Here is a 12777-nt window from a genome sequence, read left to right as displayed (position 1 = left end):
CGCATCCTAAGGACCGGGCGGGCACGCCGGACGGTCGCTCGGGGGCCCGTGCGTCAGATCTCCGCGGCGAGCTCCGTTCCCTGGCGTACGGCGCGCTTGGCGTCGAGTTCGGCGGCGACGTCGGCGCCGCCGATGACGTGGACGGAGTGCCCGGCCGCGCGCAGCTCCTCGTACAGCTCGCGGCGCGGCTCCTGGCCGGTGCAGAGCACGACCGTGTCGACGGGCAGGACGGTGCGCGTGCCGCCGGCGGTGATGTGCAGGCCCTCGTCGTCGATGCGGTCGTAGGTGACGCCCGCGGTCATGGTGACGCCGCGGTGCTTGAGCTCGGTGCGGTGGATCCAGCCGGTGGTCTTGCCGAGGCCGGCCCCGACCTTGGTGGCCTTGCGCTGGAGGAGGTGCACGGTGCGCGGCGGGGCGGGGCGGCGGGCCTCGCCGAGGCCGCCGGGCGTGCGGTAGCCGGTGTCGACGCCCCAGCGGCGGAAGTACGTCTCCGCATCGAGGCTCGCGCCGTCGCCGCTGTCGGTGAGGTACGCGGCGACGTCGAAGCCGATGCCGCCCGCGCCGACGACGGCCACGCGTTCGCCGGCTTCGGCTCCGTCGCGCAGGACGTCGAGGTAGCCGAGCACGCTGGGGTGGTCCGTGCCGGGGATGTCCGGGGTGCGCGGGGTGACGCCGGTGGCGAGGACGATCTCGTCGTACGCGGCGGCCGTGAGGTCCGTGGCGGTCACGGGGGTGGACAGGCGGACGTCGACGCCGTGGAGAGACAGCTGCGTGCGGTAGTAGCGCAGGGTCTCCTCGAACTCCTCCTTGCCCGGGACCCGCTTGGCGATGTTGAGCTGTCCGCCGATCTCGGCGGCCGCGTCGTACAGCGTGACGGCGTGGCCGCGCTCGGCGGCGGAGACCGCGAAGGCGAGGCCGGCAGGGCCCGCGCCGACGACGCCGATGCGCTTGCGGCGGCGCGTGGGGGCGAGGACGAGCTCGGTCTCGTGGCAGGCGCGCGGGTTGACCAGGCAGGACGTGATCCTGCCGCTGAAGGTGTGGTCGAGGCAGGCCTGGTTGCAGCCGATGCAGGTGTTGATCTCGTCCGCCCGGCCGGAGCGCGCCTTGGCGACGAAGTCGGGGTCGGCGAGGAAGGGCCGGGCCAGGGACACCAGGTCGGCGTGGCCCTCGGCGAGCAGCTTCTCGGCGAGCTCGGGGGTGTTGATGCGGTTGGTGGTGACCAGGGGGATGGTCACGGAGCCCATGAGCTTCTTCGTCACCCAGGCGTACGCGCCGCGCGGCACGGACGTGGCGATGGTCGGGATCCGGGCCTCGTGCCAGCCGATGCCGGTGTTGATGATCGTGGCGCCTGCGGCCTCGATCCCCTTGGCGAGGGTGGTCACCTCGGCCAGGGAGGAGCCGCCGGGCACGAGGTCGAGCATCGACAGCCGGTAGATCAGGATGAAGTCCGGGCCGAGGCGCTCGCGGGTGCGGCGGACGATCTCCAGGGGGAGGCGGATCCGGTTCTCGTACGTGCCGCCCCAGCGGTCGGTGCGGTGGTTGGTCGCGGCGGCGGTGAACTCGTTGATCAGATAGCCCTCGGAGCCCATGATCTCGACGCCGTCGTAGCCGGCGTCCCGGGCGAGCTCCGCGGTCCGCACGAAGTCCTCGATGGTCTCCTCGACCTCGTCACCGGTGAGGGCGTGCGGGACGTACGGGCTGATGGGCGCCTGGATCGCGCTGGGGGCGACGAGGCCCGCGTGGTGGGCGTAGCGGCCGAAGTGGAGGATCTGCAGGGCTATCCGGCCGCCTTCGCGGTGGACGGCGGCGGTCACGGCCTTGTGCTCCTCGGCCTCGGCCGCGGTGGTCAGCTTGGCGCCGCCCTCCCAGGGGCGCCCCCGGTCGTTGGGGGCGATGCCGCCGGTGACGATCAGCCCGGCGCCGCCGCGGGCGCGCTCGGCGTAGAAGGCGGCCATCCGCGCGAAGCCGTGCTCGGCCTCCTCCAGCCCGACGTGCATCGAGCCCATGATCACGCGATTGGGGAGGGTGGTGAACCCGAGGTCGAGGGGGCTCATGAGGTGCGGATACGGGCTCATCGGGGGCCTTTCTCACGGTGCGGTCGTACCAGTTCTAGAGCCCCCGGGGTCTTTTTGCAACCAGTTGCATAAGGTTCTGCACCATTTCAAGATCAACTACAACTTTGCCAATCCTTGGTGTTTTTGACTCAATCCATGCACGAGCCTCAAGATCACCCCCCGGAATCGCTGGTTCCGATGCAGGGAACCAGCCATTCCCTCACGTGAGTTGAGAGGCAGGAGATCACGTTGAACAAGCAGGTCATGCGCAACGGCGCCAGACTGGCGGCGCTTTCGGCAGCCGCGCTCGGGCTGATGGCGGCCATGGCCGCCCCGGCCGCCGCCGACGACCAGCCCACGCGCAAGCAGCTCATAGCCGACTGCTCGTCCGGCGAGGGGAAGTGCAGCTTCAACGACCCCGTGCTCGGCAAGGCGTTCCTCGGCGAGTTCCGCCAGGTGTCCGACTCGCTCTACAACTGCAGCAGCTCGGACGCCACGCAGTCGATGGGCTGGTCCGACTCGGTGGGGTCGACGGACTCCGTCGGCGTCTCCGTCACGGCCGGCGGCAAGATCGCGGGCATCGTGGACGTCAGCGTCACCGCGAACTACGGCCACACCTGGTCGAGCAACCACGAAGAGAACAGCTCGCTGAACATGACGGTGAAGCCCGGCGAGGTCGGCTGGATCTCCCGCGCCCAGGTCATGCAGACCGTCTCGGGCACGTGGCAGACCCACTACGACAGCCCGAAGTGGGGCCACTACTACTGGTACGTGCCGGACACCATCACCGGCCCGGCCGCCAACGGCACGGACGGCAAGAGCAACGCGGTGGTCGTCAAGTCCCGCAAGATGACCGCGGAGGAGAAGGCGTCCTGCTCCGCCGGCAGCAAGTCGGGCCGGGCGTTCGTCGCCCAGCGCTGAAGCGCCGCCCCGTGACCCCGTGCGGCGGCGGAGTGCTCCCGCCGCCGCACGGGGCGTCCCGGATCACCAGGTGACGGGCATCCCCGCGGGCATGATGGCCATGCGGTTCGGCACCCACGGAACCTCGTCCGGGGGCACCGCGAGGCGCAGGCCCGGCAGGTGGTCCAGCAGGGTCCGGAAGGCCGTCTCGGACTGCTGCCGGACCAGGTGCGCGCCCGCGCAGTGGTGCCGCCCGTAGCCGAAGCGCAGGTGCGGGTTGGGCGACCGGGAGGGGTCGAAGTCCCCGGCGTCCTCGAAGGCGGCGGGGTCGAAGTTGACGGCGTCGAGGGAGAGCAGGATCAGGTCCCCCTCCTTGACGGCCGCCGTGCCGAGCTCGCAGTCCTGCGTGACGAAGCGGGGGATCGCGTTGCCCAGGACGACGCTGCACCGCAGCAGCTCCTCGACGCACCGGGGCATGAGCTCCGGCTGCGCCCGCAGGGTGTCCATGAGCTCCGGGCGCCGCAGGAGGTTGAGGGCCGCGACGCCGAGGAAGCTCGCGAAGTCCTCGTAGCCGGTGACCCAGAGCATGGCCGCGATGTTGGAGAACTGCCGCTCGTCGAGCGCCTGCTGCCGGCCGTCGAGCTGCTCGCGCGCGTTGAGGCCGGCGAGGCGGTCCAGGAGGCCGCGGGGCTCGGCCGGGCGGGCGGCGGTGTACTCCTGCATGTAGACGCGGAGCTCCTCCCAGTTGCGGGCGAGCTCCTCGTCGGTGGCCGTCTTCATGGTCAGGTCGAGGTCGGCGCGGACGGCCAGCCAGTGGCGGTCCTCGAACGGCAGGCCCAGCAGGCGGCACATGCACTGCGCGGCGACCCAGTCGGCGAAGTGGTGCTGGAGGTCGCCGGGTGCCCCTTCGCGGACCATGGCGTCCAGGCCCTGGACGGTGATCCCGGCGACCCAGTCGGCCGGCAGGTCGGGCTGCTTGCGGCCGAGCGCCTTCAGGGCCTCGTCGCGCAGCCCGGCGCGCTGGAGGTGGTTCATGGCGTCCAGCAGCTCGGGCGCGAGGATCGGGGCGTCCTGGGTCGGGCCGCCGGGTGCGCCCAGCACCGACCGGGCGAACTTGCGGTCCCGCAGCACCTGTTGAGCGAGCTCGTAGCCGGTGACCAGCCAGGCCTCGCCGCCCGCGTTGGTGCGGACCCTGGCCACGGGGCAGCGGCTCCGGAGGTCCTGGAGTTCGGGCGCGAGCCGGTCGCCCCGGTCGCTGAAGGGGTAGTGGGGCAGGGCCTGTTCCGGTGCGGACACGGTACGCGGAGCCTTTCGGGGAGCGGACGCGGTGGGCGGGGTGGCCGGGGCGGGCGGGGTCACCAGCGGACCGGCAGCCGGGCCGGGGCGCGCAGCGGAGTGGTCTCGTCCCAGGGCAGGGAGTCCGCCGGCTCGGCGAGCTCCAGGTCCGGCAGCTTCTCCAGCAGCACGCGCAGGGCGACGGACAGCTGGAGCCGGGTGAGGTGGGCGCCGGTGCAGTAGTGGGGCCCGTAGCCGAACGCGGTGTGCGCGTTGGGCAAGCGGCTCAGGTCGAGCCGGTCGGGGTCGGGGAAGGCCTCCGGGTCGCGGTTGGCGGAGGCGATCACGGGGAGGACGGCGTCGCCGGCGCGGATCCGCTGCCCGTGCAGCGTGAAGTCCTCCAGGGCGACGAGGACGTTGATGGCGTTCATCAGCGGGACGTACCGCAGCAGCTCCTCCACCGCGGCGTCGATGCCCTCGGGCTCGTCGCGCAGCCGGCGGAGCTGCCCGGGGTGGGTGAGCAGCGCCAGCAGGGCGTTCGCGGTGTGCTGGATGTTGGTCTTGTAGCCCGCCATGAGCATGGTGACGACGAAGCTGACGACGTCGTCGCGGGTCAGGTCGCCGCCTGCGCGGCGGCTCTCGGCGAGGAGGAGGCTCACGTAATCGTCGCTGCCGTCCTCACTGTCGTGCAGTTCCTTCTCCTTGCGGTCGATCAGGCCGGACGCGTAGTCCTGGAGGGCGTAGAGCGCCTCCAGGATCTCCTCCATGGACAGGCCGGCGGCGCTGAGCAGGGTGAGGGTGTGCGGCAGGTAGAGGTCGCGGTCCTCGTGCGGCAGGCCGGCCGTCTCGCACAGGACCCGCAGCGGCAGGGGCTCGGTGAAGGACGCCACGAGGTCGCCCGTCCCGTCCGCGGAGTCGCGCACCATGGTGTCGATCAGCTCCTCCGCCATGGCGCGGATCCGCGGGGCCATGAACTCCAGCCGGCGGCGGCCGAAGAGCGGGGACACGGCGCGGCGGACGCGGGTGTGGTGCTCGCCGGTCATCTCCAGGAAGGTGGGCAGGCACGGCGGCGGGGCGTCGGCGTCCTCGCGGGGCGGCCAGGCGGAGAGCAGGGGCCGGGTGAGCCGGGGGTCGGCGAAGGCGGCGCGCACGTCCTCGTGGCGGCTGATGAGCCAGCCCGTCTCGCCGTTGGGCATGAGCGCCTTGACGACGGGCCGCTCGGCGCGCAGCCGCGCGTAGGCGCAGGGCGGGCCGGGGTCGGCGGGGTCGAAGGCCGGGACGGGCATGGGGGCGTCAGTGGCGCCCGTTTCCTCGATGGCGGTCATGTCATGCCCCCTCGGAGGCGGTGCGAGTGGTGCGTTCGGGCCGGGCGATGTAGCCGGAGGTGAAGAAGTACTCCAGGTAGCGGTCGAGGAGGGCGGCGTCGACCGGCGGGCACTCCAGCCCGCTGCCGGCCAGCGCCTCCTCGGCGTTGCGCCGCCCCAGGACGGGGAAGACGCCGTTGAGGTACATCTCCTTCACGGAGATGTCGGCCTTGTTGCTCCGGTCGACGCACAGGGAGACGAACGGGGCCGTCGGGCTGGTGGGGTTGCGGGCGACGTGGCGGACGAGTTCGCCGACCCACTGCCCGTACGGCAGCGTGCGCAGCGCGAAGCCGGCCGCCCGCATGCGGTCGAGGACGTCGGCCAGCGTGGCCGGGCGCGGGTTGGTGACGTGGTGGACCCGCCCCGTGGCCGGGCGCTGCGTGGCGATGTGGACGACGGCCTCGGCCAGGTGGTCCACGGGCACGAAGTCCATCGGGAGGTCGATGTCGGGCGCGAGGCCCGTCTCGGCGATGGTCTTGAACAGCGAGCAGATGGCCGTCTCGGTGTTGCAGGCGCCGTGCTGCCGGTCGCCGGTGACCTCGTACGGCCGGTACACGGCCGTGGGCAGGCCCTGTTCCGCCGCGCTGCGCAGCACCCCTTCGGCCACCCACTTGCTCTCCGCGTAGCCCATGGTGAGCCCGTCGGCGTGGTCGAGCGGCAGGTCCTCGTCGACGGTGCGCACGCCGGCCGTGCCGAAGCCGGCGACGACGGCGACGGTCGACAGGAAGTGGACGGGGACGCGCCGGGCCGCGGCGAGCCTGACGATCTCGCGGGTGCCGTCGACGTTGGCGGGGCGCAGGGCCTCGTACGGGTAGAGGAAGTTGACGCGCGCGGCGTTGTGGACGATCAGGTCCAGGGAGCGCGACAGCTCGGCGGCGTGTCCGGGGGTCAGCCCGAGGCCGGGGGCGGCCAGGTCGGCGGGGAAGCACCGTACGCGCTGCCAGGCCGCGGCGTCCGGGCGCAGGCCGTAGCGCAGGAGGCCGGCCTTCACGCGCCGCTCGGCGTGCGCCGCACCGGAGGCCCGGACGGGGCAGTGGATGACGGCGGTGGTGGCGCGCAGCAGCCGGTCGAGGAGGAAGGCGCCGACGAATCCGGTGGCGCCGGTGAGCAGCACGTGTTCCGGCCGGCCGGGGCGGGGTACCGGGCCTTCGGCGGGCGGGAGGACGAAGCCGAGCTCGGTTTCGCGGCGGAAGTCGACGGCGGCGCCGGGCGAGGCCGCCCCGCCTGCCGGACCGGTGCGCACCTCGCGCACGGCTTCGGCGAACCCCGCGAGCGTGGGTGCCGCCAGCAGGGCCCTGACCAGGGTGGAGCCGAGCCCCGCGTCGAGCTGGAGGACGGCCAGGGTGCGCGTGACGGCCTCGGCGGCCAGGAGGGAGTCGCCGCCGAGGGCGAAGAAGTCGTCCTCGGGCGCGGGGCGGACGCGCAGCACGAGCTGCCACACCTCGGCGAGGGCGTCGAGCAGGCCGGCGACGCCGGGGTCGGTGCCTTCCGGCGCGGGGGCCCGGGTCGCGGCGGTGGTCGCGGCGGTGCCGGAAGCCGTCGCCGTGTCCGCCGCCAGCCGGGCGCGGTCGATCTTGCCGCCGCTCGTCACGGGGAAGGACTCCCTGGCCACGAGCGCCGGGACGGCCTGGGCGGGCAGCCACTGCGCGCAGTACGCGCGCAGGTCGGGCAGGTGCGGGGCCCGGCCGGGCTCCGCCGGGGTCACGTAGGCGGTCAGGGCTCCCGCCTCGATCTCGACGGCGGCCTCGCCTATGCCGGGGTGGGCGCGCAGCCGGGCCTCCACCTCGTCCAGTTCGATGCGGTGGCCGCGCAGCTTCACCTGGCGGTCCAGCCGCCCGCGGTACTCCAGGGTGCCGTCGGCGGCGCGCACGGCCCGGTCGCCCGTGCGGTACAGCAGGCCGTCGGGCTCGGCGGCGGGCATGCGGACGAACCGTGCGGCGGTCAGCTCCGGGTCCCCCGGGTAGCCGAGGGCCAGTCCGTCCCCGCCCACGTACAGCTCGCCCTCCTCGCCCGGCGCGGCCGGGGAGCCGTCGGGGCGCAGGACGTGGCAGGTGGAGGCGCCGAAGGGGCGGCCTATGGGGACGCTCGTGGCTTCGGCGGGCAGGGTGCGCAGGACGTGGGCCGTGGAGACCACGGAGTTCTCGGTGGGCCCGTAGAAGTTGACGACCGTGGCGTCGGGGCAGGCCTCCAGGACCGCCCGGGCGAGGGCGGGGTCCATGGCCTCCCCGCCGGCCGAGACGAAGCGGAGCCGCTTGAACGCGCGGGGCCGGTTGCGTGCGACGAGGTGGAAGACGCTGGTGGTCAGGTAGGCCACGGTGACGCCGTGGGCGTGGAAGACCTCCTCCAGCGCCGCGGGGGACAGCAGCTCCTCGCGGTCGGCGAGGACCAGGCAGGCGCCGGTGAGGAGCGCGCCCCAGATCTCGATGGTGGACGCGTCGGAGGAGAGCCCGTAGGCGTGCAGGACCCCGTCGCCGGGGCCGGGCGGCGGCAGTTCGGGCTCGGAGAACACCAGGCGGACCACGCCGCGGTGCGGGATCGCCACGGGCTTGGGCCGGCCGGTGGACCCGGACGTGAACATCACGTAGGCGCAGTCGGTCGCGGGGACGGGCGGGGCGGGGGCGGCCGGGGTGGTGGCCGTTTCCGTGCCCACGGCGTCGACCTCGATCCAGGACAGCAGGCCGCGTATGCGCCGGCCGCTGCCGGGGAGGACGGCGGCAGCGCGCAGTCCGGCGTCCTCGGCCATGGCCCGCAGCCGGGCCGGCGGGAGCTCCTCGTCGAGGGGGACGTACGCGCAGCCGGCCTTGAGGATGCCGAGGAAGGCGACGAGCGCTTCCAGGGAGCGGCTGCCGCAGACGCCCACCGGCGAGCCGGGCTCGATGCCGTGGGCGAGGAGGCGGGCGGCGAAGGCGTCGGACCGGGCGGCGAGCTGCCCGTAGGTCAGCGTGCGGTCGTGGTGCCGGGCCGCGGGGGCGTGCGGCCGCAGGTCCGCCTGCGCGGCGAAGAGTTCGGTAAGGCCGCGCTCCCGGGGATAGCCGTGCGGGGTAAGGGGAGCGGGGTGCGCCGGGACGTGCAGGTCTGCCATGGGTACGTGCTCGCTTCCGGAAGGGATTCGGCTGCTGCTGGTCCGTCAGTTCTCAGGTGCCTCATGACTCACCCGTCCCGCTCCATCCGGTCGGCCTCGGAGAACTCGGCTGCGAACGCAGCGAAGTTGGCGGTGCGCCAGCGCTGCGGGCGCATCCGGAACGTGATGTCGTCGGCGAGCTGGTCAGCGGTGGACTTCAGATAGGCGCGGGCCTCGTCGGGGTCGAGGTAGCGGTGGGCTATGGCCTCGCGCTCGATCGGGTCCACGGGGTCGTTGATCGCGGTGACCGGACCCTCCACGCTCACGTACCGGTAGGGCGGGTTCTCGTCCTGGACGCAGAGGCTGAAGCGGCCCGCCGCGCGCAGCAGCCGCGCTTTGACGGTCTCCCGGCCGGTCTGCACCACGACCTCGCCCCCGGGCTCGTAGCGGTACCAGACGGGCACGAGCAGCGGCGCGCGGCCGTCACCGGTGTCGGTGACGCCCAGCACGCCGACGTGGAGGCCGGCCAGGAAGTGTTCGCGTTCTTCTCCGGGCATTGCGGGCACCATGAAGGGCTCCCTGTCTCAAGTGGGGAAGGGGTGAGAGGAAGGTGATGGCGGTGACGAAGGTGATGAGGGTGTGATCAAGGCCGGATTACCGCGGGTAGCCTCGGCGCACCGGGTGTGGCCGGTGTGACCAGAGCGGCAGGAGCTCCGCATTCCTGCATGTCAGTGCACAGGCCTCCACACAAGGCCCCGTGCAGCCGCACAGGAATGCACACCTCCGCAGCCGTCTACGCGCGGATACCTTGTATCTCACCCACGGCCGGGCGCACGGCAGGCCGCAAACCGGCCATGAACGAATTCGAGCCGGAACCGCTCGCCCCGGTGAGCCCCGGCCTTGCCGGGCGCCGCGCGGCCCCGGCCACCGGCTTCGTCGCCCTGCCGACCCGGGTGAATCCGCGCGGCCTGTGCGAGCCCGGCCGCACCTTCGCCGCCCACCCGCCTCCTGGTCGCGGGCGCGCCGATCATGGTGGATGCGGGCCTGCCGCACCACCCGCCCTGTCGGCCGCCGGTGGCCGAGAGCGCCGGTTACGGCCTCGCGGGCGGTCCCGCGGACACCGGACTGGCGGGATTCACGCCGCTCATGCGGGGCGAACCCGTCCGCCTCCGCCCCTCCGGCCCGCGCGAGGCGGCCGGGTCTCCCTCCCCTCCCCCGGCACCTCACGTCCTTGGCGAGGGCGGACCACCCGGCAGCGAGGGCCCCGGGGGCGACACGCCCCCAGGCGGGTTACGCCGAGCCCGAAAAGGACCCACATGTCCATGATGTCTAGATACGATATGCGGCATGGTCAAGCCCGGACAGCCGCGACCCCGTCGCACCCAGGGCCGGTGGTCCCCAGTTCAGCTGTCACCGGTGCTCCTGACCGTGGTGATCGCCAGTTTGGCGTACGCCACTCCCCCGGACATGGCCTTCAGCCGCATCCTGCCCGCGGCCCCCGCCCTCGCGGCCGCCATGTGGCCCGTGCTCCCCACGGTGCTGCTGGGGACGGTCTGCTTCCTGCTCATGATCGGCCTCAGCCTCGTCTTCCCCGGCCTGGGGGCCTGGTACACGGTGGCGGGCATCGTCGCGGTCACCGTCGCGGCCGCCTACGGCAGCCACGTCCGGCTCCAGCGCGAGCAGTCCCTCTTCCAGGTCCGGCTCGTCGCGGACGCGGCGCAGCAGGTGGTCCTGAGCCCGATGCCGCGCCGCTTCGGGGCCATCGAGATCGAATCGCTGTACCTGGCCGCGGCGGCGGAGGCCCGCATCGGCGGTGACTTCTACGAGGTGGCCGACACGCCGTACGGGGTGCGACTGCTCATCGGCGACGTGCGGGGCAAGGGCCTGCCGGCCGTGGGGACGGCCGCGGCGGTGGTCAACTCCTTCCGCGAGGCGGCCTACGACGAGCGGGACCTGAGCGGCATCGCCCGCCGCCTGGAAGCCAGCAGCACCCGCTACAACTCCGCGTTTCCTCCCGAAGACCTGGCGGAGCGCTTCTCCACCGCCGTCCTCGTCGAGATCCCGCACGAGGACAACCGCCTCAGGATCCTCAACTGCGGGCACCCCCCGCCGCTGCTCCTGAACCGCGACGGGCTCCGCGTCCTGAGCCCCACCGACCCCTCACCGCTGCTCAACCTCGCGGGCCTGATCGGCGATTGCTACAGCACCGACACCTTCGACTTCGCCCCCACCGACCAGTTGCTCCTCTACACCGACGGGGTCACCGAGGCCCGCGACCGCACCGGCGCGTTCTTCCCCCTGACGGAGTGGATGCGCCGCCGGACCCCGCAGCGCCCGCGCGAACTGCTCGACGGTCTCCACCGCGACCTCCTCGCGTACAGCAACGGAGGCCTGGACGACGACATCGCCGCCCTCGCCGTGGGCTTCCGCAACGGTCCGGACAGCGGCCACGGTCTCGCCGGCCGGACGCAGCCCTGACCGGCGCCGCCGGCTCATGAGGCCGGCTGCGGGCGGCCCGCCCCCGTACCGCTGGGCACACAGCGAACCGCCCGGCCTGCCTGTCGGGGGAGTCAGGCGGGCCGGGCGGCATCCGGGGAGGGCCCTCAGGCCCGGGCGGGAGTGCTCGCGCGGTAGCGGAGGCCGGCCAGCGTGGCCAGCAGAGCAGCGACGATCATGTAGATCCAGCCGTGCCGGAAGGCATCCATCGCCGGGTGCTCCGAGCTGCCGAGGATCGCGGTGAGCAGGGCCACTCCCAGGGCGGAGCCGATCTGGCGGGACATCATCAGCGTGCCCGAGCCCACCGAGAGCTGCTCGGCGGGCAGCCCGCTCGCCGCGCCGAACAGGGCCGGCTGGATCAGGGCGTTGCCCGCGCCGACGAGGATCGCACCGGGCAGGTAGGCGGCCGCGTAGTGCGGCGTGGGGTCGGTCGCAACGAGCCACCAGCCGCAGCCCACCGCGAACACCAGGCCTCCGGCCACCGCGGAGGCCCGGGCGCCGATACGGCGGATGATCTTCCCCGAGAGGGCGGAGAGGATCATGACGGTGACCGGGGTGGGCGCGATGCCCAGGCCGGCGCGCAGGACCGAGTAGTGCCACTGACCGGTCAGGAAGAGGGCGGCCTCGAAGAGCATCGAGGCGAACGCCAGGTAGTAGAGGAAGATGCCGATGGTGCCGACCCTGAACAGCCGGCTCGCGAAGAGGGTGGGGCTGATGATCGGGTCCGCGGTGCGGCGAATGTGGAGCAGGCAGAGGCCGATCAGCACCAGGGCGGCGACGAAGCAGCCCAGGGTGCCGGGCGATGCGTAGCCCCAGACGGGCGCCTCGACGAAGGCCATGGTCAGTGCGCCGGACGCAAGGAGGATCAGCGCCGATCCCAGCAGGTCGAGACCCTGTGAGGCCTTGCGGGGCACCTTCGGCAGCAGGCGCACGCCGGCCAGGACGGCCACGGCGCAGACGGGGATGTTGATCAGGAAGATCCACCGCCAGCTGATCTGCACCAGCAGGCCGCCCAGCACCGGGCCGCTGCCCGCGGCGACGGCCGCGACCGCCGTCCAGATGCCGATGGCCGTGGAGCGCTCGCGCTCCGGGAAGGCCGGCAGGGCGAGCCCGAGGGACGTGGGCACGAGGACGGCGGCGGCCACCGCCTGCACCACACGGGCGATGATCAGCACGGCGAGGCTGGGCGCGAGGGCGCAGCCGACGGAGGACAGGCCGAAGAGGACCATGCCGATCAGGAAGCTGCCCTTGCGGCTCGTCTCGTCCGCGAGGCGCCCGGCGGGGATGAGGAGCGCCGCGAGGACGATGGTGTAGCCGTTCAGCACCCACGACATGGAGGCGAGCGATGCCCCGTGAAACGAGTCTTCCAGGGCGGGGAAGGCCACGGTGACGGCGAACAGATCGAGGATCGCGAGGAACTGGGCGGCCGACGCGACGGTCAGCACCAGCCAGCGCCGGGGATCCGCCGGTTCGGGACCGGCGGGAGCCGCCGCGTCCACCGGACGGGTTTCAGGAGTTGAGGTCATGGACGTATCCGTCGTCTCTCCGTAGTTCGAAAGGAGGCGCTTCCCACTATCGGCGCGCACGAACACCCCATCGAGTGGCAGATCTGCCATGAGCCGTTAGA

At 73.0% G+C, this 12777-nt stretch carries 8 protein-coding genes; 2 read left to right on the top strand and 6 right to left on the bottom strand.

Translation table 11 applies throughout. The annotated features are described in order from the left end of the window. Positions 1 to 53 precede the first annotated feature (53 nt). Positions 54 to 2075 carry an oxidoreductase gene (locus tag PS271_RS25650; protein WP_398384985.1) on the bottom strand — a complete coding sequence of 674 codons (2022 nt, stop codon included), beginning with the start codon at positions 2073 to 2075 and terminating at the stop codon, positions 54 to 56. A gap of 228 nt (positions 2076 to 2303) precedes the next feature. On the opposite strand from PS271_RS25650, the gene PS271_RS25645 reads away from it, so the two are divergent. Then, positions 2304 to 2975, top strand: coding sequence for a hypothetical protein (locus tag PS271_RS25645; protein WP_398384983.1), 672 nt, complete (start codon positions 2304 to 2306; stop codon positions 2973 to 2975). A 63-nt stretch (positions 2976 to 3038) separates the two neighbouring features. Here PS271_RS25645 and PS271_RS25640 read toward each other — a convergent pair whose 3' ends face one another. From PS271_RS25640 to PS271_RS25625, 4 genes are all read right to left on the bottom strand, one after another. Continuing rightward, positions 3039 to 4250, bottom strand: coding sequence for a cytochrome P450 (locus PS271_RS25640; RefSeq protein WP_398384981.1), 1212 nt, complete (start codon positions 4248 to 4250; stop codon positions 3039 to 3041). 59 nt (positions 4251 to 4309) lie between these two features. Then, complete coding sequence (locus tag PS271_RS25635) at positions 4310 to 5554, bottom strand: cytochrome P450 family protein (protein ID WP_398384979.1); 1245 nt, start codon at positions 5552 to 5554, stop codon at positions 4310 to 4312. Position 5555: 1 nt separating this feature from the next. Next, positions 5556 to 8675, bottom strand: a complete 3120-nt coding sequence (locus PS271_RS25630; protein ID WP_398384977.1) for an amino acid adenylation domain-containing protein — start codon at positions 8673 to 8675, stop codon at positions 5556 to 5558. 68 nt (positions 8676 to 8743) lie between these two features. After that, positions 8744 to 9211, bottom strand: coding sequence for a pyridoxamine 5'-phosphate oxidase family protein (locus PS271_RS25625; protein WP_398384975.1), 468 nt, complete (start codon positions 9209 to 9211; stop codon positions 8744 to 8746). An 859-nt stretch (positions 9212 to 10070) separates the two neighbouring features. Between PS271_RS25625 and PS271_RS25620 the strand changes: the two genes are divergently transcribed. Then, a complete protein-coding gene (locus tag PS271_RS25620) occupies positions 10071 to 11132 on the top strand; it encodes a SpoIIE family protein phosphatase (protein WP_398384973.1) in 1062 nt (353 codons plus the stop codon). A 125-nt stretch (positions 11133 to 11257) separates the two neighbouring features. On the opposite strand, the gene PS271_RS25615 is transcribed toward PS271_RS25620, so the two are convergent. After that, positions 11258 to 12676: an MFS transporter gene (locus PS271_RS25615; protein WP_398384972.1), complete on the bottom strand. Its 1419-nt coding sequence runs from the start codon at positions 12674 to 12676 to the stop codon at positions 11258 to 11260. Positions 12677 to 12777: the final 101 nt, after the last annotated feature.

This window comes from Streptomyces sp. SCA2-17 (assembly GCF_044336695.1).
The sequence above is the reverse complement of the archived record's forward strand: the minus strand, read 5'-3'. Positions and strand labels throughout refer to the sequence as shown.